This window comes from Streptomyces sp. NPDC029526 (assembly GCF_040637405.1).
GTDB lineage: Bacteria > Actinomycetota > Actinomycetes > Streptomycetales > Streptomycetaceae > Streptomyces.
On the sequence record NZ_JBEZWE010000001.1, the window covers coordinates 532,994 to 557,131 of the forward strand.

Annotated in this window: 19 protein-coding genes and 1 riboswitch; of the genes, 12 read left to right on the plus strand and 7 right to left on the minus strand. The window is 75.5% G+C overall.

What is annotated here, in order from left to right; translation table 11 throughout:
• Positions 1 to 360: 360 nt before the first annotated feature.
• Positions 361 to 1,797: an MFS transporter gene (locus AB0F01_RS02385; protein ID WP_362089228.1), complete on the minus strand. Its 1,437-nt coding sequence runs from the start codon at positions 1,795 to 1,797 to the stop codon at positions 361 to 363.
• Between the two features lie 339 nt (positions 1,798 to 2,136).
• Between AB0F01_RS02385 and AB0F01_RS02390 the strand changes: the two genes are divergently transcribed.
• The 3 genes from AB0F01_RS02390 to AB0F01_RS02400 all read left to right on the plus strand — a co-directional run bounded on the left by AB0F01_RS02390 (position 2,137) and on the right by AB0F01_RS02400 (position 5,068).
• Positions 2,137 to 2,787, plus strand: a complete 651-nt coding sequence (locus tag AB0F01_RS02390) for a class I SAM-dependent methyltransferase (protein ID WP_362089229.1) — start codon at positions 2,137 to 2,139, stop codon at positions 2,785 to 2,787.
• Between the two features lie 317 nt (positions 2,788 to 3,104).
• Positions 3,105 to 4,094, plus strand: coding sequence for an N-acetylmuramoyl-L-alanine amidase (locus AB0F01_RS02395; protein ID WP_362089230.1), 990 nt, complete (start codon positions 3,105 to 3,107; stop codon positions 4,092 to 4,094).
• 155 nt (positions 4,095 to 4,249) lie between these two features.
• Entirely contained in the window at positions 4,250 to 5,068 is an 819-nt protein-coding gene (locus AB0F01_RS02400; protein ID WP_362089231.1) for a hypothetical protein, read from the plus strand.
• Between the two features lie 328 nt (positions 5,069 to 5,396).
• On the opposite strand, the gene AB0F01_RS02405 is transcribed toward AB0F01_RS02400, so the two are convergent.
• The 3 genes from AB0F01_RS02405 to AB0F01_RS02415 are packed head-to-tail and all read right to left on the minus strand — an operon-like array spanning position 5,397 to position 10,587.
• Complete coding sequence (locus tag AB0F01_RS02405; RefSeq protein WP_362089232.1) at positions 5,397 to 8,210, minus strand: multicopper oxidase domain-containing protein; 2,814 nt, start codon at positions 8,208 to 8,210, stop codon at positions 5,397 to 5,399.
• Positions 8,207 to 9,688, minus strand: coding sequence for a hypothetical protein (locus AB0F01_RS02410; RefSeq protein WP_362089233.1), 1,482 nt, complete (start codon positions 9,686 to 9,688; stop codon positions 8,207 to 8,209). The genes AB0F01_RS02405 and AB0F01_RS02410 overlap by 4 nt, the downstream gene beginning before the upstream one ends.
• Positions 9,685 to 10,587: a helix-turn-helix domain-containing protein gene (locus AB0F01_RS02415; protein WP_362089234.1), complete on the minus strand. Its 903-nt coding sequence runs from the start codon at positions 10,585 to 10,587 to the stop codon at positions 9,685 to 9,687. Before AB0F01_RS02415 ends, AB0F01_RS02410 begins: the two co-directional genes overlap by 4 nt.
• A gap of 76 nt (positions 10,588 to 10,663) precedes the next feature.
• Between AB0F01_RS02415 and AB0F01_RS02420 the strand changes: the two genes are divergently transcribed.
• Entirely contained in the window at positions 10,664 to 11,536 is an 873-nt protein-coding gene (locus AB0F01_RS02420) for a DUF2249 domain-containing protein (protein WP_362089235.1), read from the plus strand.
• Between the two features lie 223 nt (positions 11,537 to 11,759).
• Positions 11,760 to 12,053, plus strand: coding sequence for a hypothetical protein (locus AB0F01_RS02425; RefSeq protein WP_362089236.1), 294 nt, complete (start codon positions 11,760 to 11,762; stop codon positions 12,051 to 12,053).
• A gap of 274 nt (positions 12,054 to 12,327) precedes the next feature.
• Here the strand turns inward: AB0F01_RS02425 and AB0F01_RS02430 are convergent, their stop codons facing one another.
• From AB0F01_RS02430 to AB0F01_RS02440, 3 genes are read right to left on the minus strand one after another with little or no spacing between them, the layout of a single operon-like run.
• Positions 12,328 to 13,404: a prenyltransferase gene (locus tag AB0F01_RS02430; RefSeq protein WP_362089237.1), complete on the minus strand. Its 1,077-nt coding sequence runs from the start codon at positions 13,402 to 13,404 to the stop codon at positions 12,328 to 12,330.
• Positions 13,401 to 14,201, minus strand: coding sequence for a class I SAM-dependent methyltransferase (locus tag AB0F01_RS02435; RefSeq protein ID WP_362089238.1), 801 nt, complete (start codon positions 14,199 to 14,201; stop codon positions 13,401 to 13,403). Before AB0F01_RS02435 ends, AB0F01_RS02430 begins: the two co-directional genes overlap by 4 nt.
• The gene (locus AB0F01_RS02440) at positions 14,195 to 15,676 is read right to left on the minus strand and encodes a glycosyltransferase family 4 protein (protein WP_362089239.1); all 1,482 of its coding nucleotides are present in this window, start codon (positions 15,674 to 15,676) and stop codon (positions 14,195 to 14,197) included. Before AB0F01_RS02440 ends, AB0F01_RS02435 begins: the two co-directional genes overlap by 7 nt.
• A 207-nt stretch (positions 15,677 to 15,883) precedes the next feature.
• Between AB0F01_RS02440 and AB0F01_RS02445 the strand changes: the two genes are divergently transcribed.
• The 7 genes from AB0F01_RS02445 to AB0F01_RS02475 all read left to right on the plus strand — a co-directional run bounded on the left by AB0F01_RS02445 (position 15,884) and on the right by AB0F01_RS02475 (position 23,965).
• Positions 15,884 to 16,657: a TetR family transcriptional regulator gene (locus AB0F01_RS02445; RefSeq protein WP_362089240.1), complete on the plus strand. Its 774-nt coding sequence runs from the start codon at positions 15,884 to 15,886 to the stop codon at positions 16,655 to 16,657.
• 379 nt (positions 16,658 to 17,036) lie between these two features.
• A riboswitch (cobalamin riboswitch) is annotated at positions 17,037 to 17,109 on the plus strand.
• A 130-nt stretch (positions 17,110 to 17,239) separates the two neighbouring features.
• The gene (locus AB0F01_RS02450; protein WP_362089241.1) at positions 17,240 to 18,490 is read left to right on the plus strand and encodes a prenyltransferase/squalene oxidase repeat-containing protein; all 1,251 of its coding nucleotides are present in this window, start codon (positions 17,240 to 17,242) and stop codon (positions 18,488 to 18,490) included.
• Positions 18,487 to 19,209: an SCO2322 family protein gene (locus AB0F01_RS02455; RefSeq protein WP_362089242.1), complete on the plus strand. Its 723-nt coding sequence runs from the start codon at positions 18,487 to 18,489 to the stop codon at positions 19,207 to 19,209. The genes AB0F01_RS02450 and AB0F01_RS02455 overlap by 4 nt, the downstream gene beginning before the upstream one ends.
• 433 nt (positions 19,210 to 19,642) lie before the next feature.
• Positions 19,643 to 20,710 carry an energy-coupling factor transporter transmembrane component T gene (locus tag AB0F01_RS02460; RefSeq protein WP_362090198.1) on the plus strand — a complete coding sequence of 356 codons (1,068 nt, stop codon included), beginning with the start codon at positions 19,643 to 19,645 and terminating at the stop codon, positions 20,708 to 20,710.
• Positions 20,707 to 22,392: an ATP-binding cassette domain-containing protein gene (locus AB0F01_RS02465; protein ID WP_362089243.1), complete on the plus strand. Its 1,686-nt coding sequence runs from the start codon at positions 20,707 to 20,709 to the stop codon at positions 22,390 to 22,392. Before AB0F01_RS02460 ends, AB0F01_RS02465 begins: the two co-directional genes overlap by 4 nt.
• Complete coding sequence (locus AB0F01_RS02470; protein WP_362089244.1) at positions 22,389 to 23,270, plus strand: ECF transporter S component; 882 nt, start codon at positions 22,389 to 22,391, stop codon at positions 23,268 to 23,270. The genes AB0F01_RS02465 and AB0F01_RS02470 overlap by 4 nt, the downstream gene beginning before the upstream one ends.
• Positions 23,271 to 23,548: 278 nt before the next feature.
• A complete protein-coding gene (locus AB0F01_RS02475; protein WP_362089245.1) occupies positions 23,549 to 23,965 on the plus strand; it encodes a transglycosylase SLT domain-containing protein in 417 nt (138 codons plus the stop codon).
• Positions 23,966 to 24,138: the final 173 nt, after the last annotated feature.

Consider the following 24,138-nt stretch of genomic DNA (forward strand, 5'->3'; position numbering starts at 1 on the left):
CGGCGGGAAGGGCCTGGGCGGGCCGTCGCGGGGTGGTCGGCGGGGTGGCGGACACCCCTCCCCGTGCCCGTGGGGAAATGGCTCACGGACGGCACCGAAGGCCGTCCGCACCGGTTTCCCGGCGGCCCGACGGACACTTTTCCGGTGGGTACGCCGACCTCCCGCCGCCTCCCATCCGGCGGACCTGACAGGGACCCGTTTCCGTGGACGTCGGGCCGTTCCGGGGCTGCTCAGGGACTGCTCCGGGGCTGTTCCGGTTCCGTCATGGTGGGCCCCTCAGCCCGGGTCCGGCGTGGCGGGCCCGTCAGCCCAGGTCCGGCCTGGTGGGCCCGTCAGCCCACGTCCGTCATGGTGGGTCCGTCAGTGCGGGTCCGTCGCCTTCCTCGGCAGCCACAGCCACATCAGCAGGGCACCGGCGAGGAGGACCGCCGTGCCGGTGCGGAAGGCGAGGGCGTAACCCTCCGTCAGGGCTTCCGGGCTGCTGCTGCCGCCCGTGCGGGAGGCGGCGATGGTCGACATCACCGCGAGGCCCAGGGAACCGCCCATCGTGCGGGAGGTGTTGATCATCCCGGAGACCAGACCGGCCTCCTCTGGGGCAGCGCCACCGGTGGCGACGCTGGCGAGCGGGGTTCCGGCGAGGCCCGCGCCCAGCATCATCAGGATGCCGGGGAACATGATCGCCGTCAGGTACGTCCCGTCGGCGGTCATCGTCGACTGCCAGGCGAAGCCCGTCACCGCCACCAGGGTGCCGAGCACGGCGACGGCGCGGGACCCGAGCCGGTTCATCAGGCGTGGCGCCAGCTTGGAGCCGAAGACCACGGCGAGGGAGCTGGGCACCAGCGCGAAGCCGGCCTGCAGCGGGGTGTAGCCGAGGACGTTCTGCGCGTACAGGGTCATGAAGAACCACATGCAGAACATCGCCGAGCCGGACAGGAACATCCCCACGTTGGCCGACGACACCGAGCGCAGCCGGAGCAGGCCCAACGGCATCAGCGGCGCCCGGGTACGGGCCTCCACGAGCAGGAACAGCGCGATCAGCAGCAGGCCGACGGCGAGGGGGACCACGGTGGCGGTGGCGGCCCACCCCTCGGCCTCGGTCTGCGAGATGCCGTAGGCGAGGGTGGCGAGGCCGCCGGTGACCAGGAGCGCGCCGGGCAGGTCGAGCCGGCGCCCGTCCCCGGCCCGGCTCTCCGCCAGCCAGGCCAGGGCACCGGCCAGCACGACCGCGCCCACCGGCACGTTGATCAGCAGCACCCAGCGCCAGGACAGCAGGTCGACCAGGACCCCGCCGACGAAGCCGCCCGCCGCGCCGCCCCCGGCGCCGACGGCGGTCCAGGTGGCGATCGCCCGGGCGCGGGCGGCGCCCTCCGGCACGGCCTCCGTGACGATGGTCAGCGTGGACGGGGCGAGCACGGCCGCCCCGAGCCCCTGCACCGCCCGCGCCAGGAGCAGCTGCCAGCCCTCCTGCGCCAGGCCGCCGGCCAGGGAGGCCAGCGTGAACAGGGTGAGGCCGACCAGGAACATCCGCTTGCGGCCGAAGAGGTCGCCCGCGCGTCCGCCGAGCAGCATGAATCCGGCGAAGGCGATGGCGTACGCGTTGACGACCCACTGCAGGCCCTGCTCGCTCAGGCCGAGGCCGGTCCGCATCGACGGCAGCGCGACGTTGACGACGGAGACGTCGAGCACGACGAGGAACTGCCCCGCGCACGCCAGCGCCACCACCATCCAGGCGGGAGGTGAGGGACGGCGGCGGGCGGTTTCGGCGGAGGCTTCCTGGGCGTCGAGCATGAGGGCCATGCTCTCAAGCGACGGATGCCCCGTGCATCGGGATTTCGCCGTGCGGGTCCTCGTCCCGGAGTCTTAGGCCCGGGGCGGTGCCGGGACAGCACACCTAGGCCGCTGGGCCGGACCGGGCGCAAGGCCGGTGGGCCGGACCGGCGGCCGGGCAGCGGGCAGCCGGGCGGGAGGTGCCGGTGGCCGGCCCGACCGGAGGGGACCGCCCCCGCCACCGACCGGCACCCCTGTCGTCCGGCCACCCGGCCGGTAGGGCAGCATGGCGCCCGGAAACAACGAGACCCGAGTGAGCCCCGGGTGAGCACCCGAGTGAGCCCGGAACGAGCACCCGAGAGGACGGCGATGGCGCCGGCACCCGAGCCCGAGATCCTGGCCGCGTTCGAGGCGGCGAAGGGCTTCATGCCCGTGGACGAGGGTCTGGCCCTGTACGCGGCTGCCGTGGAGGCCGGCCGGCTGGGCCTGCCGCTGCTCGAGGTCGGCACCTACTGCGGGCGCTCCACGCTGCTCCTGGCCGACGCGGCCCGGGCCGCCGGGGTGACCGCCCTGACCGTCGACCACCACCGCGGCAGCGAGGAGCAGCAACCCGGCTGGGAGTACCACGACCCGGAGACGGTCGACCCCGCGCTCGGGGTGATGGACACGCTGCCCTCGTTCCGCCGGACCCTGTACCGGGCCGGTCTGGAGGAGCACGTGGTGGCCCTGGTGGGCCGCTCCCCGCAGATCGCGGCGCTCTGGAACAGCCCGCTCGGCCTGGTGTTCGTCGACGGCGGCCACACCGACGAGCACGCCACCGCCGACTACGAGGGCTGGGCGCCGCACGTCGCCGAGGGCGGCCTCCTCGTCATCCACGACGTGTTCCCCGACCCGGTCGACGAGTTCACCGGCCAGGCCCCCTACCGCGTCTACCTGCGCGCCCTCGCCTCAGGCGCGTTCACCGAGGTCTCGGCGACGGATTCCCTGCGGGTGCTGCGCCGCACCGGGCCGGGCACCTGACACGTCGGGGACGTCAGCCGGCCGGGACGTGAGGTCTCCGAGGCCAGAGGCGGCCGGGACGGGAGGTCTCCGAGGCCAGAGGCGGCCGGGACGGGAGGTCTCCGAGGCCAGAGGCGGCCGGGACGGGAGACCCGATCTCAGGGGCGTGAGGGCACGGGTGGCCCGCCCTGTCGTACAGCGGTCGTCGCACGATCGCGTCTCGTCGCCGCGTCGCACCGTCGCGTCTCGTCGCCGCGTCGCGCCGTCGAATCTCCTCGTCGCGTCCGGCGTCGGGTGATGAGCCCGTGGGGCCGGGCCGTGGCCGTTAGGGTGGCTCCGTGTCGTACACCGGTCCCGATTTCGATCCGCCCCAGCCTTCGAACTCCCGGCGGCGCCCCCTGACCGTGGCGGTCGCCGCGCTCGTGCCCGGGGCCCTGCTCGGGTGGGCCGTCTACGCGGCCGTGGGCGGTTCGGGCGACGACGGGGGCAACGGGGACGTCGCGTCCGCCTCGTCCGCGTCCGCTCCGGCGTCGTCGGCGGAGCCGTCCCCGTCCGGGGCCTCCGCGTCGGGCTCCGCCGGCCCGGACGACGGGACGCCGAGCGCCTCCGCGTCCACCTCCTCCTCCGCCCCGGCGTCCGCACCGGCCGGGTCGGGCGCGCTGAAGGGGAAGGTCGTCGTCATCGACCCCGGGCACAACCCCGGCAACTTCCAGCACACCACCGAGATCAACCGGCAGGTGGACATCGGGACGAACCGGAAGGAGTGCGACACCACCGGGACCGCCTCCAACGACGGTTACCCGGAGGCGAAGTTCACCCTCGACCTCGCCCGCCGGATGCGTGCCGTCCTGGAGGAGCAGGGTGCCACGGTCAAGCTGACGCAGGACGCCGACCGGCCGTTCGGGCCGTGCATCGACGAGCGGGCGCGGATCGGCAACGAGGCGAAGGCCGACGCGGTCGTGTCGCTGCACGCGGACGGGGCGGGTGCCGGGCAGCGCGGTTTCCACGTCATCCTGCCGGGCGCCGTCCACGCCGGCGAGGCCGACACCCGCGCCATCGTGGGCCCTTCGCGCGAACTCGGTGAACGCATCGCGGGCCACTTCGTCCGGGTCACGGGCAACGCGCCGTCCAACTATGTCGGCGGTGGCACCGGACTGGTCACGCGGACGGATCTGGGCGGTCTCAATCTGTCAACGGTTCCCAAGGTGTTCGTCGAGTGCGGCAACATGCGCGACAGCAAGGACGCGGCGCTCCTGACCAGTGGTGCCTGGCGGCAGAAAGCGGCACGGGGGATCTCTGAGGGAATCGTGAGTTTCCTGCGCGGGTAGAGGTCGGCGCGCTGATCCGGGCGGACAGCCCCAGTGTGCGGACGGTAGTGTCCTCCTACGATGAGGGGTCACCCCCGCGCTTCACACCGGAGCCTGAGGGCGACAAGGTGACAGCGACGCCTCTTCCGACGACGAGACGACCCGAAGGACCTGAAGTGAATATCCGCTCCCTCACTCGAGGCGACGGCGTGGTGATCGGAGCAGCGGTATTGCTGTTCATCGCGTCGTTCCTCGACACGTTCGGCGGCGACGGCGACGACATCCCCAACGCCTGGGACAACCTCGGCCTGGTGATGAGCGTGTACATCGCCGGCATCGCCGGTGCGGCCCTCATCGTCGTGGCCCGCGCGCTGCCCCAGCCGCCCAAGGTCGCCGGTCTCGACCTGGGCCAGTTCGGTGTGGCCCTGACGGTCTTCGCCGCGTGGACCTCCTTCTGGTCGATCATCGACCCGATGGGGGCGTTCGACCAGGTCTTCTCCCGCCTGAGCAGCAGTGAGCCGGACGCCGGTGCCGGCCTCATCCTCGGTCTGATCGCGGCGCTGCTGCTGGCCGCCGCGGCGATCGCCACCCCGCTGGTGCCCGCCCTGAAGGGGGCGCTCATCCCGGCCGCGCGCCCCGCGGCCCCGCAGCCCTACGGTGCGCAGCCGCCCGGCGGTTACGGCTACCCGGGCGCGCCGCAGCAGGCGTCCTTCGGCGGTCAGCCGCAGCCGGGACAGCCCGGTCAGCAGCCGTTCCCGGGCCAGCCGCAGGGGCAGCCGGCCGCTCCGCCCGCCGGTGACTTCTCGCCGTTCTGGTTCGCCGTGCCGGTGGCCCGCCCGCTGTTCGCGGAGGACGGTTCCCCCGCCCCGATCGCCGAACTGGCGCCCGGTACCTGGTACCTGGCGGTCGAGCAGCGCGGTCAGGCGCTCGTCGCCCAGACCCAGGACGGCCGCCGCGGTGTCCTCCAGGACACCTCGGGCATCCAGCGCGGCTGAGCCCGGCCCGCCCCGGCCCCCTGTTCGTCGCGGCCCCTCGCCCCTCCGGGCGGGGGGCCGTTGCCATGCGGTCCGCCATGCGGTCCGCCATGCGGTCTGCCATGCGGTCGACGCCCGCCTCGACTGACGCACCGTCAGGAGACAGGCGTGCGGCTTGGTACAGCTCGGCGGCTGGGTGCGGCTCGGTGGCTCGGTCCGGCGCTCGGCTGCTGGGGCCGCGTCTGAGTTTCCTCCCCGGTCAAGTGGCGCTCGCCCGGAGACGGAGCGGCCCGACCTCGGCCCACCGGCCCACCGGCCCCGGATCGAGCACCGCCCCGGACGGAGCGGGTCAGCGCACCCGGAAGACGCCGTGTGCGCCCCGTTCCGCGTCGGTCATCGCGTGGGTGACGAACGGGTAGGTGCCCGCCTCGGGGAAGGTCAGCTCGACGAACCCGCCGGCGGCGGGCGCCAGGTCCAGGACCTGGGCGCCGCCGTGCTCGGCACCGCCCGGACGCAGCGCGTAGGCGCCCTCCCGGAAGACGGTGTCGAACTGCCCGCCGACTACGTGGAAGGAGCTGGGCAGGTTGGGGCCCGCGCTCAGCACCCACACGCGGACCCGTTCTCCGGCACGGGCCGTGAGCGGGTCGTGGTCGTACTGGTTGGCGTACCCGTTGAAGGCGACCAGGTCGGACTCCTTGGCGTTGACCTTGTCCGGGTCGGCGGTGCCGTTCTGTGCGCCCAGGTAGAACTCGGACTGGACGAGGACGTACTCGCGGTCGGCGTCCGGCAGGCCGGGCGGGTCGATGATCACCGCGCCGAACATGCCGTTGGCGATGTGCAGCGACATCGGCATGGTCGAGCAGTGGTACATCCAGATCCCGCTACGCGTCGCCGTGAAGCGGTACGTCAGGGACTTCCCCGGCGGGATGGTGCGCATCGGCCGGTCCGGGGCGAGCGCCCCGGCGTGGAAGTCCACGGAGTGGCCGATGGTGCCGTCGTTGACCAGGGTGATCTCGAAGGTGTCGCCGACCCGGCCGCGCAGCACCGGCCCGGGTGCCGTGCCGCCGAAGGTCCACAGCCTCTGCCGGACGCCGGGGGCCACCTCCGTCACCTTCTCCGTGACGGTGAGGGTCCGCCGGTGCAGCCGGGGGCCGGAGGCGGGGGCGACGGGCGGCAGTTCGGCATCGCGTGCGCGGAAGCCCGGGGCGGGCTCGGCCATCGGGTCGAACGCCTCGGCGGCGGAAGGCCCCTCGGACGCGCCCCCGGAGCCGCCGTCGGCGCTGTCGGTGTCGTCGGTGCCGTCCTTGTGGGTTCCGGTGCCGGCGTGGTGGTCGGGCGCTGTGCCGCCGTCGGTGACGCGGACGGCGAGCACCATGCCCATCTGCCGGTGACCGACGACCGAGCACCAGCCCGACAGGTCCCGGCCGACCACGCCCGCGTCCAGGGTCGCCCGTTCACCGGGGCGGAGCCGGTCGGTACGGGCGCCGGTCTCCAGCACCAGGTCGTGGGTGTCGGTTCCGGTGTTGTGCAGCCGGATCACCAGCCGGTCCCCGGCCGGCACCTCGACGGTGGCGGGGGCGAACCGCATGCCCCGGACGCTCACGTCGGCGGTGGTGGTCCGGCCCGTGGGCCGCACTTCGCCGTCGCCGTCGGAGGTCGTGGCGGCCGGCCCCGCGGCCACCGGAAGCGACCGGACGTCCATCGCGCCCCCGCCCGCGACCGCCAGCATCACCACCGCGAGCCCGGCCACGACACCGCCGAGGACCCGGTGGCCGGACGCGGAGCGGCCGGGAGGGGACGGAGGAGGCGCGCCGGGAGAGGACGGACGAGGCCGGCCGGGAGAGGACGGCGCGGGAGTGGACTGAGTGGGCTGGGCGGGGACGGGGCGTCCGGGTGCTGCCGTGCGCCGGGTCCGCAGGCCGCGGGCGACGGTGTGCACCAGCAGGACGAGGAAGTGCAGCAGCACCAGCAGCAGCAGCGCCGAACAGGCCACTCTGACCATGGACGGCACGGGCAGCACGCAGAGCAGCAGCGCCGTGTTGGTGACGGTCAGCCGGGCCGGCCAGGCCCGTTCGAGTCCGGCCGTGGCGGCGCGTACGGCCGCCGGACCGCCGCCGAGGACCACCGGGACGAGGAAGCCGAGCGCGCCGAGCAGCACCTGGGCGATCCACCCCGCGGCCAGCGGCGCCGTCAGCAGGGACGTGCGGGAGGCGACCGTGGCCCAGGAGGTGGAGGACAGCAGGACGGCCGTCAGGGCGATCAGGGAGCCGGTGAGCCAGACGGCGCCCGCGGCGACCGACCAGGCCGCGAAGGAGCGCGGGGGCTTGGCGCGGGCCTCGCGCAGCCAGGGCCTGCCCGCGATCACCAGCCCGGCGGTGTGGAGGACCACGCCGGGGGCGACCACGGGCGGCGGGGCGATCAGCGCTGCGGCCACGGCGAGGACGAGGCCCGCGACCAGGACGGGAAGCGCGCGCCGGCCCGCCCGTTCGGCGCCGTCGGCGACCCTGGTGCGCAGCATCGTCGGCCAGAGGGTGATGAGCGTGCCGGCCACGGTGAGGCCGACCCAGCCGAGCAGGTTGACCATCTCGTGGGCGAGCAGCACCCGTTCGCGGAGGTCGCCGGGGAGGTCGCCGCGCGCCAGGACGACCCCGAGGGCGGCGCCGACCGGCAACAGGGCCGAGGCGGCGGCGTAGTAGCGCACGGTCATGGTGAACCGGCCCGGCAGCGCCCGCCGCAGCAGCCGGACCAGCCACACGGCGTGGGCGGCGACCGCGCCGGCGACCAGGACCGCGCCGGCGAGGACGACGGGCAGGCGCCCGGTGAGCAACCCGGTGATCACGCCCACGGCACCGGCGTTGAAGCACGCCAGCCGCAGAACCGCGGGCGCGCCCCGGTTCGCCTCGGGCAGCCGCAGCACGGAGGCGGCGAAGTGCCCGGACCAGATGATGACGGCGTTGCTGACGGCGCCCAGGAGCAGCAGGTGCACGAGCAGCCAGCGGGCGTGCGGCACGACGTGGTGGGCGGCGCCGACCCCGGCGAACAGGGCCAGCCATACGACGACGACCGCGTTCACCCCCAGGTGCCAGAGGGCCCGCGGGGACCGTCCGGGCGGCTGCGGGGCGGGGCCTCCGGACCGGGAGGGGATGGACGGGCTCGTGGTCATCGGGACGTCCTCGGCCGGTCGGTGTCGGGGGTTGGGGCCGGAACGGAGGCAGCCGCCGGGTCCGGAACAGACGCAGCGGCCGGGTCCGGGTCGCGGTCGGGCGCGGAGGCCGGGGCCGGGTCCGTGTCCGGAGCGGACGCCGAGGCCAGGTCCGTCGCCGGAGCCGAGAGCGAGTCCGCATCGGGCGCAGAGGCCGGGGCCGGGGTGGGGCCGGACGTCGGGTGCCTGCCGTCCCGCCGGGCGTGGCCCTTCGGGGCGGCCCGGTCACCGCTCCGGGTCGCCGTGACCGAGGCCGTCACCGCCGTCACGGCGAACAGCAGGACCGCGGCGATGTTGAGCGCGCCGCCGAGCCGCCAGGCCGCCTCCGCGTCCCGCAGGTCGCCGAGGAACACCCGGAGGACCAAGGAGAGGTGGAGCAGCCAGGCGGCGACGGTCATCGCCGGGTGGTGGGGCAGGGGGCGGCGCAGCACCGCGGGGAGGATCACCGGCGCGTGCGCCATGATCATGGACATCACGAAGCCGAGGAACACGGCGTGCACCACCGCGTCGTAACGGGTGCCGTCCGTGACCGGTCCGGTGACCAGCCACAGCGTGCCCGCGAGTGCCAGCCAGCCGTAGCCGGCCAGCATGCATCCGGCGGTGAAGCGGGGCAGTCCGGTGGACCGCAGGAGCCGGCGGGCCACGTCGTGCAGGACCAGCCAGGCGACCAGCGCGAGGAGTGCGGCACCCAGCAGCAGCGTGCCCGGCGCGGGCCACATGAGGGTGGCGGCCACACCGGCGGCCACGGCCGCGACGCAGGCCAGGAAGGCGGGTTCGGCGGCCGGGGCGAGGACGGTCACCCGGGCGAGTTCCAGGCGCTCCCCCGCGATGGTCAGGACGAGGAAGGCGACCAGCCAGGGCAGCAGACGCGGCACGTCCAGGCCGCCGAGCCACAGCAGGGCTCCGCCCAGCGCGGAGACGGCGCCCGCGGCCTGGGCCGCCAGGGCCGCACTCGGCCGGCGGCGCCAGAAGCACGCGTACAGGGCCACGAGCGTGGCGCACCCGGCGACGAGCAGCAGCCGGGGGACGGCCGGGTCGGCGGGGGTGAGCAGCAGCAGGCCGCCCGCGCCGAGGAGGGCGGGGGCGGCGTAGGGCCACCGGCCGCCCAGGGCGACCGCGCGTTCCAGGGCCACCAGGGTGCCGGCGAAGCCGAGGACGAGCAGGACGCCGTGCACCGACGGCAGCCGGTCGCCGGTGACCGGGGCGGGCAGGTCGAGCAGGACGAGGGCGGCGTCGAGCCCGGCGAGCAGACAGAGCCCGGCGGCCAGCAGGAACGGCACCCGCCGGGCGCCCGTACGCCGGGCGGCGCGGTCGGCGGCACGGTCGGCAGCGCGGTCGGCGGCCCTCCAGGCGGGGCGACCGGCGACGCCCCGCGCGGGACGACCGGCGGGCCCGTCGGTGGATGGGCCGCCGGTGGCGGGCCCTCCGCCCGGGGTCACCGGGGGTCCTCGACCGCGCCGGAGGGCCGCGCGGGACCCCCGAGGTCCGGGGCGCGGGACGGACCCGGGCCATCGGCAGGGCCGGCGGCGGGGTCGGCGGCACCGGGGGGTCCGGCTGGGCCCGTCGGGCCGTCGTCCACACCCGGGGGGCCGGCCGCGTGGGGGCCGTCGGGCGTCGGGGCGCTGGTGGCGGCCGGCGGGTGCGGGGGCCGTCGCAGTCCGTTCCGGCCGGTGGCCAGGTGCAGCCGGCAGGCGTCGGGCTCGGCGAACGGGAGCAGCTCGACGTCCTGGGGCGCCCCGCCCAGCGCGGCGAGGGCAGCCCGGGTCAGTCCCTCGTGGACGCCGCAGATCACGCCGGGGTGCTCGCGGGCCGTCTCCACGAAGGGGCAGCGCGGCAGCCGGACCCGGCGGGCCTCGTCGTCCGCCTCGGGCGCGAAGCCGATCTCCTCCAGCAGGTCCAGCACCCGGCGCCGCGCCTCCTCCGGGTCCGTGCTCGGCTCCTGCCCGGCGGTGAGGACGCGCCCCCAGTCCTCGCCCGCCGCGAGGGCGTCCGCGCGGGGGTCGGTGCTCGACCGGGCGATCCGGGCGGCCAGGACGGCGGCGAGACCGGCGTACTCCCGTGCGGGCGACGCCTGCGGCGGACGGGCCCGGTAGAGCTGGGCCGGGCGGCCCCGGCCGGCGGGGGCGGCCCGCTCCCGGACGGCGAGGCCGTCGTCGACCAGGGCGTCGAGGTGCTCCCGGACCGTGTTGACGTGCAGCGCGCACACCTGTGCCAGCGCCGTGACCGTCACCGGGCCGGACTGCCCGCGCAGGTACTGCAGGACACCACGCCGCTGCCGGGACAGCGGCACCCGGTTCGCGCCACTGCCGGGAAGCGGTCCGTTATTTTCCACGGTCATGTCCGTACTATATTGCACGTGAGCCCTCGACCCGGACCGGCCGGGACGGGTCGTCCACCTCCGGAAGGACGCCGCCATGAGCACCTTGACCATCGCATCGGATCCCCAGGACGCGGCGGCAGCCGAGGCCGTCGAGACCCATCACGCGCGGCTGGCGGGTGAGTTGGCCGGGCGGGTGGCCCTGCTGCTCACGGCGGCGGACGGCGACCCGGCGGAGGCGGAGGCGGTCCGTTCGGGGCTGGTCGGCTTCTGCGAGCGGGACCTGCTGCCGCACGCGGCGGCCGAGGAGCGGACCCTCTACCCGGCCGCCCGGGACCTGGCCGGCGCGCGGCTGCTGGTCGACGGCATGCTGGCCGAGCACCGGAGGCTGACCGCCCTGGTCGAGGCGGTGCGGGGAGCCGGCTCGCCGGTGCGGGCGGCGGCCGAGGCGTGGGCCCTCCAGGTCCTGTTCGAGGAGCACCTGGACAAGGAGAACACCCTGGTGCTGCCCCTGCTGGCGGGTGCTCCGGACGTCTCCCTGCACGGTCTCCTGGCAGGCATGCACGAACTCCTCGGCCACGGCCACGACGACGGGCGCGGACCCGAGCACGAGCACCAGGACGGTCCCGGGCACGAGCACGAGCACGGCCCCGGGCACGAGCACGAGCGCGGCGCGGAGGGTGCGGCGGCCGGGTCCGGCGGCGGGTGCGGCGGGAGCTGCGCCTGCGGCGGCTCGGACGAGGTCGACGCGCCCGAGCTCGACGTGCGGGAGGTCCCGCACGCGATCCGTCACGCGACGGTCTTCGGGGCGCTGTCCGCCGTGCCCGCGGGCCGGGCGCTGGTGCTGGTGGCGCCGCACGACCCGCTGCCGCTGCTGCGGCAGATCGAGAGCCGGCACCCGGACACGTTCGCGGTGGAGTACCTGGAGCGGGGACCGGAGGCGTGGCGCCTGCTGCTCAGCCACCGCTGACCCGGGCGTCCGGGCCGGCCTCCACCGCCCCGCCGCCCCGCCGCCGACCCACGGCCGACCCACCGGTGCGCCCCGCCCGCGCCGCTCGCCCTCCCGGGCCGCCGCGGGCTCCCCCGGGCCGCCCCGGACCGTCGGCCCGGGCCTCGGCGCCCCGCGCCGAACTCCCCCGACGGCCCGGGGCGCTCCGGGGTTTCAAGCGGGGTTCCGGGGCCAGACGGAAAGCATGTCCCCTCGCTATCGCACTGGTTCCACCTCGGCAGGGACGGTCGTCGCGGTGATCGCGGACATCATGGCCGTCATCCTCATCCTGTGGATTCTGATGTACCTGATGGACGCCAACCGGGCCAACGCCCTGGTGCAGTTCGTCCACGACGCGGCCAACTGGCTGGCAGGCTGGTCGCGTGACCTGTTCACCTTCGACGAGGCGTGGGCGCGGGTCGTCGCGGGCTACGGACTGGCCGCGGTGGTCTACCTGTTCATCGGCCACGCCATCGCCAACCGCCTCCACCGCCGCTGACGCGGGTGGCCGGCCCGGACCGGCCGGCGTGCGGGGCCCCGTGCGACGACGCGCGCCCCGCCTCGGTGTTCGGGCAGGGCGCGCGGATCGTCCTACGGCGGGCGGACGCCGCCGGCGCGGGGCGCGGTGTCCGGTCGGCGCCGGCCGCGGTAGTCCGGTCGGCACAGCCACGGCCTCCGGTCGACACAGGCCGCGGCCGTCCGGGCGGCACACGCCACGGCCGTCCGGTCGGCACACGCCACGGCCGTCCGGGCGGCGCGGCGCGGACGCCCTCTCAGCGCCGGGCGCAGCAGTCGGGGTCCAGGCCCCTGGGCAGGTGCTCGCCGCCGAAGACCGCGCAGGTGGCCTCGTGGCCGCCGAGGGCGGCGACGGCCAGCAGCAGGGCACCCGCGGTCCACGTGGTGAGCTCCCGCGGCCAGATCGCCCCGTCGTCGAAGACGTAGCCCGTCCAGTACAGGCCGGTCTGCGGGTCCCGCAGGTGCTGGATCGACTGGAGCACCTCCAGCGCGCGGTCGGACTCGCCGATCGCCCAGAGCGCCAGCGCGAGTTCGGCCGATTCGCCCCCCGTCACCCATGGGTTGGGAATCACGCAGCGCACGCCGAGCCCGGGGACGACGAAGCGGTCCCAGCCCTCCGCGATGCGGGCCCTGGCCTCCTCGTCGGTGAGCGCGCCGCCGAGGACGGGGTAGTACCAGTCCATGGAGTAGCGGTCCTTGTCGAGGAACCGCTCGGGGTGGTGCCGGATCGCGTGCCGGAGCGCGCCGGCGGCCAACTCCCAGTCGGGCTGCGGTTCTTCGCGCTGCTCGGCGATGGCGAGCGCGCAGCGCAGCGCGTGGTGGACCGAGGACGAGCCGGTGAGCAGGGCGTCCGCGGTGGCCGTGCCGTCGTCGTCGCGCCGCCAGCCGATCTGCCCGCCGGGCTGCTGGAGCCGCAGCACGAACTCCACGGCCGCGTAGACGCAGGGCCACATGCGGTCCAGGAAGGCGTCGTCGCCGGTGGAGAGGTAGTGGTGCCAGACGCCGACCGCGACGTAGGCGACGAAGTTGGTCTCCCGGCCGCGGTCGGTGACGTCACGGTGGTCGCCGTCGGCGTAGGCGGCGTACCAGGAGCCGTCCTCGTTCTGGTGCCGGGCCAGCCACAGGTAGGCCCGCTCGGCGGCCTCGTGGGCGCCCGCGGTGTCCAGGGCCATGGCGGCCTCGACGTGGTCCCAGGGGTCCAGGTGGTGGCCGCGGAACCAGGGGATCGCGCCGTCGGCCCGCTGCCCGGCGAGGATGCCGGCGACGGTCTCGGCGGCCTGACCCGCGGTGAGGACCCCGGTCAGGACCAGGTGTTCCGTCCGGGGAGTGGTCACGTCGCCGCCGCCTTCGACCCGGCGCCGGCCTCGGCACCCGTCGCGGCCCCGGCCGGGATCCCGGCGTCCGCGCCGGTGGGCGGCAGGTGCGGCTTGGTGGCGTAGGCCACGAAGCTCTTGCCGATCAGCGGGTTCAGCGCCCGCTCGGCGACCCGGGTGGCCAGCGGCTTCTTCATGATGTCCCAGACCAGCAGCTTGTGGTACGCCCGCACCGGCAGCGCCCGGTCGTTGTCCACGCCGAAGGCGCACTTCAGCCACCAGTACGGCGAGTGCAGCGCGTGCGCGTGGTGGGTCCCGTACGGCTTGAGGCCCGCCTCGCGGATCCGCCCCAGCAGTTCGTCCGCGCGGTAGATGCGGATGTGGCCGCCCTCCACCTCGTGGTAGGCGTCGGACAGGGTCCAGCAGACCTTCTCGGGCCCGTAGCGCGGCACGGTGACGGCGATGCGGCCGCCGGGCTTGAGGACGCGGACCATCTCCGCGAGGACGCCCTTGTCGTCGTGGATGTGCTCCATCACCTCGGAGATGATCACGACGTCGAAGGACGCGTCGGGGAAGGGCAGGGCGAGGGCGTCGCCCTCCATGGCCGTGGCGGTGGCCCCGGCGGGCGCCTCACCGGCCTCCTTCATCGCCGCGAACCACCGGGCGACCTCGCGGATCTCCTCCGCGTTCCGGTCCAGCGCCACGACCTGCGCGCCGCGCCGGTAACACTCGAACGCGTGCCGTCCGGCACCGCATCCGAGGTCCAGGACGCGGTCGCCCGGGGCGAGCGGGAACCGGGTGAAGTCGACGGTCAGCACGTGGCCCTGCTTTCGGGAGAGTCGGCACCTTCAACGGCGTGGGGAGGAACGGGGGCCACGGCGGTCGTGGCGGCGGCCGGCGCGGGGGTGGCCGACGCGGGAGTGGCCGCGGGGGCCGGTGCCGGGGCGGTCCGTGCCCGGCCCGGCCGGCCGGGGGCCGGGGCGGCGGCGCGGTCCATCGCGTCGCGGTAGCGGGCCACGGTGCCCTCCGCCGCGCGCGCCCAGGTGAAGTGCCGCAGCACGCGGTCCCGTCCGGCCGCGCCGAGCCGGGCGCGCAGCGCGGCGTCGCCCAGCAGGCGGGTCAGTCCGGCGGCCAGGGCCCCGGCGTCGCCCGGCGGCACCGCCAGGCAGGTCTCGCCGTCGCGGCCGGCCACCTCGGGGATGGCGCCGCCGGTGGTGGCGAGCAGCGGGGTGCCGGTGGCCATGGCCTCGGCGGCGGGCAGCGAGAAGCCCTCGTACAGCGACGGCACGCACGCCACCTGCGCGGAGCGCACCAGGTCGACCAGTTCGGCGTCGGTGATGCCCTTGACGAACTCCACGGCGCCTTCGAGGCCGTAGCGCTCCATCGCCTGGGCGACGGGCCCCTTCTCGGGGCGCTTGCCGACGACCACGAGGTGGGCGTCGGGCTGTTCGACGCGCACCTTGGCCAACGCCTCGACCAGGAAGACCAGGCCCTTGAGCGGCACGTCGGCACTGGACGTGGTCACGATCCGACCCGGCACGACGGGCACCGAGGGGTCCGGGGAGAACAGGTCGGTGTCGGCGCCGATGTGGACGACGTGGATGCGGTCCTGCCGGACGCCGAGGTGGTCGACGATCTCGTCGCGGGAGGTGCCGGAGACGGTGAGCACCGAGGGCAGACGGCGGGCGACGCGCTTCTGCATCCGCGTGAACGCGTACCAGCGGCGCACCGCGTAGCGCCGCCTGCGGCTGGTGGCGGCGTCGAGTTCGAGCTGCCGGTCGACGGTGATGGGGTGGTGGATCGTGGTCACCAGGGGCGCGCCGAGGTCGCCGAGGAGGCCGTAGCCGAGCGTCTGGTTGTCGTGCACGACGTCGAAGTCGCCGCGCCGGGCGCGCAGGTGACGGCGGGCCCGCAGGGAGAACGTCAGCGGCTCGGGGAAGCCGCCGGTCCACATGGTGGCGACCTCCAGGGCGTCGATCCAGTCGCGGTACTCGCCCCGGCCGGGGGTGCGGAAGGGGTCCGGCTGCCGGTAGAGGTCCAGGCTCGGCAGCTCGGTCAGCCTCGGTCCGTCGTGGCCCGGCCCGAGGACGTCGAGGACGGGATAGGGCTGGGCACCGATGACCTCGACCCGGTGCCCGAGCCGGGCGAGTTCGCGCGAGAGGTGGCGGACGTAGACGCCCTGACCGCCGCAGAACGGGTTTCCCTTGTAGGTGAGGAGTGCGATGCGGAGCGGTCGCAAGCCGTCGGCTGCGGGGCCCTGCGAGGGCCCGGCCTGACTGGCCTCAGCGGTCACTCTGGGCCCCCTTCTCCCTGCACTGTCCCGCGAGGTTACGCCGGGACGCTAATCTAGAACAAGTTACAGAGTTGATCGTTCGGAGGCTCCGAATCTACCGGCAGGTAGAAGCGCTGGGCGCAGTGGATCAGGTGATTCACGCCACGGCCGACGGCGTGCCATGCTGTCCGATCATCCACCCTCACCGACTGTCACGGAACGGGACCCATGCCCGCGGAAGCCAACCCACACAAGGCGACCAAGGCGGCCAAGGCAGCCAAGGCGGAGAAGCCGGGAACGGCGGAGAAGCCGGGAACGGCGGAGAAGCCGGAGAACGCCGAGAACGCGGACCGGGCGGCCCGGGCGACGACGGCGGGGGGCGACGGCGCACGGCTCACCTCCCCGGCGTCCCCGCTCACCGAGCGGCAGGAGGCACGCCGGCGCAGCATCCTGCAGGCGACCGCCCAACTGGCCTGCCGGGGCGGCTTCGACGCGGTCCAGATGCGTGAGGTCGCGGAGTCCTCCCACGTGGCGCTGGGCACGCTGTACCGCTACTTCCCGTCCAAGATCCACCTGCTGGTGGCCACGATGCAGGACCAGTTGGAGCACCTGCACGGCACCCTGCGCAAGAAGCCCCCGGCCGGGGAGACGGCGGCCGAGCGGGTCGCGGAGACCCTGATGCGGGCCTTCCGCGCGCTCCAGCGCGAACCGCACCTGGCCGACGCGATGGTGCGGGCGCTGACCTTCGCCGACCGCAGTGTGAGCCCCGAGGTCGACCAGGTGTCGCGCCAGACCACGGCGATCATCCTGGACGCCATGGGGCTGGACGACCGGGAGCCCACCGCCGAGCAGTTGTCCGCGGTCCGGGTCATCGAGCACACCTGGCACTCCGCCCTGATCACCTGGCTCTCGGGGCGCGCCTCCATCGCGCAGGTCCGGATCGACATCGAGACGGCGTCCCGGCTGATCGACCTGACGGCGACGGAGGCGGAGGGTTCCTGACGTCGGACCCCCGAGGGCGGGCTTCTGACGCGGGGCCCCGGAGCCGCACTTCGGGCGTGAGGGCTCCGACGGCGAGCGGGGCTCGCGACGCGAGGGCTCCGACACGGGGGACACGAGGACGCGAACGGAACGAAGCCGAAGCCGAAGCCGCCCCAAGGCGGCCCGGGGACGGAGTCGCACAGGTGCCGTCTCCACACCCCGCCACGCTCCAGACCCCGCCAGCTCCACCCCCCGCCCCGCTCCTCACCCCTCCCCGCCCCCTCACCCGGGCCGCGCCCCCGTCACACCTCCTGCGTGACCTCAGCCACCTCCCCGCCACCGCCCCTGGTGGCCCGGTCAGGGGCGGGTAGAGTGGCCGCGTCGTTTCACACCCGTACGGGGGGAAGCCGGTGCGAATCCGGCGCTGACCCGCAGCCGTGAGCCGTCCCAGCGGACGGCGAGCCGGAATGCCCCGCGCGGATCGTGACCGGCTCACGTGCCCGGCAGTTCCGCCGGAGCACGGCACCGTCGAGGTATACGGAGCCGAGCCGCCGGGGTGTCCCGTGCTGCCCGACTCCCCTCAGGGAGAGGCACCCGCCCATCATGAACTTCCGCCGTGGCGCCGCGGCCCTGGCCGCCGTCGCCGTCATCGGCTCCGCCGCGCCGGCCGCAGCCGACTCGACCGCGTCGCCCTCGCCGTCCGCGAAGCTGCCCGCCGCCCTGTTCGGCGACGGCGACCCGCAGTACGACGGCGTCTGGCGCCAGTCGCTCGCCCTGCTCGCCCAGGACACGGCCGGCGTCGAGCCCGCCGCGTCGGCCGTGGAGTGGCTGACCGGCCAGCAGTGCGCCGACGGCTCCTTCGGCCCGTACCGTGCGGACACCTCGAAGGCGTGCGACGCCAAGACGATGGTGGACACCAACCAGACCGCCGCCGCCGTGCAGGCGCTCACCGCGCTCGGCGGGCACGACGCCGTCACCACGAAGGCCGTCGACTGGCTGAAGTCGGTGCAGAACAAGGACGGCGGCTGGGGCTACACCGCGGGTGGGGCCAGCGACACCAACTCCACCTCGGTCGTGATCGGCGCGCTCGCCGCCGCCGGGGAGAAGCCCGCCGAGGTGACGAAGGACGGCAAGTCCCCCTACGACGCGCTGCTGAAGCTGGCGCTGCCGTGCGACGACAAGGAGGGTCCGGGCGCCTTCGCCTTCCAGCCCGACAAGAAGGGCACCCTGGTCCCCAACGCGGACGCCACCGCCGCCGGTGTGCTCGGTGCCCTCGGCGCCGGCCTGGTCGTCGAGCCCGGCAAGGCCGACGGGACGACGCCCGACGGCTGCGCGAAGGCGGACACCCCCGAGCAGGCCGCGGCCAACGGCGCCGCGTACCTCACCGAGGCCCTGGCCGAGGACGGTCACCTCGTCTCCTCCCTCCCCGGCGCCGACGACCAGCCCGACTACGGCAACACGGCCGACGCGGTCGTGGCCCTGTCCGCGCAGGGGGCGACCGCGCCCGCGAAGAAGTCGCTCGCCTGGCTGGAGAAGAACGCCGCCGACTGGGCCGCCCAGAGCGGTCCCGGCGCCTACGCCCAGCTGATCCTCGCCGCCCACGCCACCGGCGCCGACCCCCGCGCCTTCGGCGGCACCGACCTGGTCGCGAAGCTCGGCGCGACCGGCCCGGAGGCGTCCGAGGGCGCGCGCTCGGCGCAGTCCGGAACGGACGACACGGCGGACGACAAGGACGAGAAGAAGGACGAGTCGGAGTCCGGCTTCGGCATCTGGTGGTTCGTCGGCGTCTGCCTGGTCGCCGGCATCGGCGTCGGCTTCCTGGTCAGCGGCCGGAACAAGCGGAAGCAGTCGTGATCCGGCGCCTCTCCGTCCTGCTCCTGGCCGCGCTGGTCCCGTTCTCCGCCGTCCTGGCGGGCGCGGGGCCGGCGCAGGCGGCCGGTTACCGCTACTGGTCCTTCTGGGAGCGCGACGGCGGACAGTGGACCTACGCCACCGAGGGCCCGTCGACGGCGCGTCCCGCCGACGGTGACGTCCAGGGCTTCCGCTTCTCCGTCAGCGAGGACTCCGGCGACGCGGCGAAGCCCCGGGGCGCCGCCGACTTCGACACCATCTGCGCCGACACCCCGGCGCAGGACGGCAGGAAGCGCGTCGCGCTGGTCATCGACTTCGGCACGGCCGCCGACGCCCCGTCCGGGGAGACCCCGCCGGAGCGGCGGACGGCCTGCGCCCGCGTCGCCGGGAACGCGACGACGGCGCACGCCCTGGCCGCCGTGGCCGAGCCGCTGCGCTACAACACCAGCGCCCTGCTGTGCGCGATCGAGGGCTACCCGAAGTCGGGCTGCGGGGAGCAGGTCTCCGGCACGGCGCCGGACCGGGAGAGCCCGGACGGCTCCGGGAGCCCGGACCGGGACCCGTCGGCGACCGGGCGGGACGGGTCGGGGTCCACGGACACCTCGGCCTCCGACTCCTCGGACGGTGACGGCGGCAGCACGGCGCTGGGACTGGTCGCCGGCATCGCCCTCGTGGCGCTGCTGGGCGGGGCGGCGATCTGGCAGGTACGCCGCCGTGGCTGATCCCCGGCCCCGCCCGGCCGGCGCCCCCCGGCCACCGGCCGCCGGCCCTCGCCGGGAGGACGGCGGCCACCGGGCCGACACCGGCCCCCGCCCCGGGGACGGCGGCCACCCCTCCGACGGCGCCGCCGACCGCCCCGCCGATGAGGCCCGCCCCGCGGGTGAGGCCCGCCCCGCGGGTGACGCCCGGACCGGCGGTGAGGCCCGCCCCCGCCACGAGGCCCCGACCGGCAGCGACGCCCGCCCCAGCAACAGCACCGGCTCCGGTGACCGTGCCCACCCGGGCCCCGAGGGCGCCCCCGACCCCGCCCCCGAAACCCGCCCCCGCCCCGGAGACCGCCCCGGCCGCGGCCCCCGCCGTGAGCCGGGCGGGGCCGCCGCGCGCCCCCGCCGTCCGCTCGGCACGACCGCCCGGGGGCACCGGTCCGGGCCGTCCCTGCACCCCGGTGCCTGGTGGCTGTGGGCGCTCGGGCTCGGCACCGCCGCCACCCGCACCACCAACCCCCTGCTGCTCTGCCTCCTGGCGACCGTCTCCGGATACGTCGTGGCCACCCGCCGCCCGAACGCGCCCTGGGCCCGCTCCTACGGCGCGTTCGTCAAGCTGGCGCTGGCCGTGCTGGTCATCCGGCTGCTGTTCGCGATCGTCCTGGGGTCGCCCATCCCCGGCAGTCACGTCCTGGTGTCGCTCCCCGAAGTCCCGCTGCCCGCGTGGGCGCAGGGCATCCGGCTCGGCGGCGACGTCACCGCCGAGGCTCTCACGTTCGCCCTGTACGACGGCCTGAAGCTGGCCACCCTGCTCGTCTGCGTCGGCGCGGCGAACGCCCTCGCCAACCCCTCGCGCCTGCTGAAGTCCCTGCCCGGCGCCCTGTACGAGATGGGCGTGGCGGTCGTCGTGGCGATGACCTTCGCGCCGAACCTGATCTCCGACGTCCAGCGGCTGCGCGCCGCCCGGCGCCTGCGGGGACGGCCCGACAAGGGCGTCCGCGGCCTGATGCAGGTAGGGCTCCCGGTCCTGGAGGGCGCGTTGGAGCGGTCGGTGGCGCTGGCCGCCGCGATGGACGCCCGCGGTTACGGCCGGACCGCCGAGGTGCCGCCCGCCGTCCGCCGCACCACCGCCGCCCTCACCCTCGGCGGCCTGCTCGGGGTCTGCGCCGGGACGTACGGGCTGCTCACCGCCGAAGGGGGACGGTACGGCCTGCCCGTCCTCCTCGCCGGGCTGGCCACCGCGCTGGCGGGCCTGTGGCTCGGCGGGCGCAGGTCCCTGCGGACCCGGTACCGCCCGGACCACTGGGACGTCCGGGCCTGGCTGGTCGCCGGTTCCGGCGCGGCCGTCGCCGCGGCCCTGTTCGTGGCCGCGGCGCGGGATCCGGCCGCGCTGCACCCCGGCGTGGTGCCGCTGGTGGCACCGACGCTGCCCCTGTGGCCGGCGGCGGCCGTGCTGATCGGTCTGCTGCCCGCCTTCGTGACGCCCGCCCCCGAGGACAACCGCAAGGAGCCCCTGTGATCCGCTTCGAGAACGTCTCCGTGACGTACGACGGCGCGGACGAACCCTCCGTGCGGGGCGTCGACTTCGAGGTCCCCGAGGGTGAACTCGTCCTGCTCGTCGGCCCGTCGGGGGTCGGCAAGTCGACCGTGCTCGGCGCGGTCAGCGGCCTGGTGCCGCACTTCACCGGCGGCACCCTGCGCGGCCGGGTCACGGTCGCCGGCCGGGACACCCGCACCCACAAGCCGCGTGAACTCGCCGACGTCGTCGGCACGGTGGGCCAGGACCCGCTGTCCCACTTCGTCACCGACACCGTCGAGGACGAACTCGCCTACGGCATGGAGTCGCTGGGTCTCGCTCCCGACGTGATGCGCCGCCGCGTCGAGGAGACCCTCGACCTGCTGGGCCTCGCCGACCTGCGCGACCGCTCCCTGTCCACCCTGTCCGGCGGCCAGCAGCAGCGGGTGGCCATCGGCTCGGTCCTCACCCCGCACCCACGGGTGCTGGTGCTGGACGAGCCGACCTCCGCGCTGGACCCCGCGGCGGCCGAGGAGGTCCTGGCGGTCCTCCAGCGGCTGGTGCACGACCTGGGCACGACGGTCCTGATGGCCGAGCACCGCCTGGAACGCGTCATCCAGTACGCCGACCAGGTCGTGCTGCTGCCGGGCCCGGGCGAGGCCCCGCGGCTGGGCGGCCCGGCCGAGATCATGGCGGTCTCCCCGGTGTTCCCGCCGGTGGTGGACCTGGGGCGGCTGGCGGGCTGGACACCGCTGCCGCTGACGGTCCGCGACGCGCGCCGTCGGGCCGCACCGCTGCGGGAACGGCTGGCGGGGGCGGCTGCGGCACGGGCGGAGGGCGCGCGGGAGCCCGCCGGGGCATCCGGGGCGGCCACGGCGTCCCCGGCCCGCGGTCGGCTGTTCCGGCGGTCCGCACCGAAGGCCCCCGCCCCGCCCACCGTGGCCGAGGTCCGTGACCTGGCCGTCCGCCGCGGCCGGGTCCAGGCGCTGCGCCGGGTCGACCTCACGGTCGTCCCGGGCGAGACCATCGCCCTGATGGGACGCAACGGCGCCGGGAAGTCGACGCTGCTCAGCGCGCTGGTGGGCCTGGTGGAGCCGTCCGGCGGCTCGGTCCGCGCCGGTGACGCGGTCCCGCACCGCACCCGCCCCCGGGACCTGATCCGCCGGGTCGGCCTCGTCCCCCAGGAGCCCCGCGACCTGCTCTACGCGGACACGGTCGCCGCCGAGTGCGCCGCCGCCGACCAGGACGCGGACGCCGCACCGGGCACCTGCCGGGCGCTGCTGTCCGAGCTGCTGCCCGGCATCGCCGACGACACGCACCCCCGCGACCTGTCCGAGGGCCAGCGCCTGACGCTCGCCCTGGCGGTGGTCCTCACCGCGCGCCCGCCGCTGCTCCTGCTGGACGAGCCGACCCGCGGCCTGGACTACGGCGCGAAGGCCCGCCTGGTGGCGCTGCTGCGCGGGCTGGCCGCCGACGGTCACGCCATCGTGATGGCCACCCACGACGTGGAGCTGGCGGCGGACCTCGCGCACCGGGTCGTGCTGCTCGCCGAGGGCGAGGTGATCGCCGACGGCCCCTCGGCCGAGGTCGTGGTCGCGTCCCCGTCCTTCGCTCCGCAGGTCGCCAAGATCCTCGCCCCGCAGCCCTGGCTCACGGTGCCCGAGGTCCGCGAGGCGCTGTCATGAGCCCCCGCGCATCCCGGCCGGGCGCCGGCCCGCGGCCTCGTCCCCGGGACCGGCAGGCCCGCGCCGTCCGCCTCGGGCCCCGCTCCCTGGTCGCGCTGGCGCTGGTCAGCGCGGTGGGTGTGGCCGGGTTCGGGTGGCCGTTCCTCGCGCCGCCCACGTCCACCCTGAACGCCCACGCCCAGGACGCCCCCTGGCTGTTCGCGGGCCTGCTGGTGCTGCTGGTCGCGGTGGTGGCGGCGACGATCTCCGAATCCGGGCTGGGCCCGAAGGCCGTGGCCATGCTGGGCGTCCTGGCGGCGACGGGGGCGGCCCTGCGCCCGTTCGGGGCGGGCACGGCCGGGCTGGAGCCCATGTTCTTCCTGATGGTGCTCAGCGGCCGGGTCCTCGGCCCCGGTTTCGGCTTCGTCCTCGGTGCGATCACCATGTTCGCGTCCGCCCTGCTCACCGGCGGGGTCGGACCGTGGCTGCCGTTCCAGATGCTGGCGATGGGCTGGTTCACCATGGCCGCGGGGTTCCTGCCGGGGCCCGACCGGCTGCGGGGCCGGACGGAGGTGGTGATGCTCGCCGTGTACGGCTTCCTGGCGGCCTTCGTCTACGGCACGGTGATGAACATGTCGGGCTGGCCCTTCATGTCCGCCCTGGCCTCGAACATCGCCTTCGACCCGGACGCGTCCGTCCCCGCCAACCTGGCGCGCTTCCTCGCCTACTGCCTGGCGACGTCCCTCGGCTGGGACCTGGGGCGCGCCCTGCTCACCCTCGTCCTGACGCTGACCCTGGGCCCTCCCGTGCTCAGGGCACTCCGCAGGGCGACCCGGCGGGCCTCCTTCGAGGCGCCGGTCACCTTCGACGGCCCCGCGGGCGTGAAGCACCCCACATGACGCGGATCACGTACGAAGCGGGGCCGTAGCCGACGGCCCCGCCGCGCACCGGCGTGACCTGCGCGGAACGGCGCCGGCGGGGTGGGCGGACACCCCCCACCTGACCGCCCGAACTAGTAAAAACGGTCTTTGCGGACATCCGTCCGGCCTGTTTCTCTGGACGACGTCGCCAGGCGCCGACGAGCCCTCAGGGGCCGCGGCGCCGCCGTATGCCCCGCGGAGTGACCGCGGCTCCCGCACACGGCGGCGACCCACCGCCCCCGACCGAAAGGCCGCCCGTGTCCGCCGCTTCCCTCCTCCGCTCCCTCGCCACCCCGAGGAAGGCCGTCGCCGGCACCGCCCTGGCCGCCGCGGCCTGCGGCACGCTGTTCGCCGCCGCACCCGCCCAGGCCGCCCCCGCGGAGGCCACCTCGGCACAGGCGACCGCGAAGAAGATGATCGGCAACTCGGCCCAGTACCAGTGCTTCTCCAAGATCGTGCAGCACGAGAGCAACTGGGACGTGAAGGCCACCAACGCCTCCAGCGGCGCCTACGGCCTGGTGCAGGCCCTGCCGGCCTCCAAGATGGCCTCGGCCGGCTCCGACTGGCGGACCAACCCCGAGACCCAGATCGAGTGGGGCCTCGACTACATGAAGGACCGCTACGGCAGCCCCTGCGGCGCCTGGAACTTCTGGCAGTCCAACGGCTGGTACTGATCCCACCCGGCCCCACGGCACATCCCCCCATACCGAAGGCGGCGCCCCCTGATCCCCGGGGCGTCGCCTTCGCCCGTTCGGGGCCGCACGGAGCCCGCCGGGCCCGCCCCCGCCCCCAGCCCGGTGTCGGTGGTCCCCACTACTGTTCCCGCCATCGCACCCCGATCTGGAGG

Coding starts and splice junctions, on each gene's coding strand:
- AB0F01_RS02450 (WP_362089241.1), top strand. CDS start 17,240: ATGAACTTCCGCCGTGGCGCCGCGGCCCTGGCCGCCGTCGCCGTCATC.
- AB0F01_RS02445 (WP_362089240.1), top strand. CDS start 15,884: ATGCCCGCGGAAGCCAACCCACACAAGGCGACCAAGGCGGCCAAGGCA.
- AB0F01_RS02420 (WP_362089235.1), top strand. CDS start 10,664: ATGAGCACCTTGACCATCGCATCGGATCCCCAGGACGCGGCGGCAGCC.
- AB0F01_RS02405 (WP_362089232.1), bottom strand. CDS start 8,210: ATGACCACGAGCCCGTCCATCCCCTCCCGGTCCGGAGGCCCCGCCCCG.
- AB0F01_RS02415 (WP_362089234.1), bottom strand. CDS start 10,587: ATGACCGTGGAAAATAACGGACCGCTTCCCGGCAGTGGCGCGAACCGG.
- AB0F01_RS02425 (WP_362089236.1), top strand. CDS start 11,760: ATGTCCCCTCGCTATCGCACTGGTTCCACCTCGGCAGGGACGGTCGTC.
- AB0F01_RS02385 (WP_362089228.1), bottom strand. CDS start 1,797: ATGGCCCTCATGCTCGACGCCCAGGAAGCCTCCGCCGAAACCGCCCGC.
- AB0F01_RS02390 (WP_362089229.1), top strand. CDS start 2,137: ATGGCGCCGGCACCCGAGCCCGAGATCCTGGCCGCGTTCGAGGCGGCG.
- AB0F01_RS02470 (WP_362089244.1), top strand. CDS start 22,389: ATGAGCCCCCGCGCATCCCGGCCGGGCGCCGGCCCGCGGCCTCGTCCC.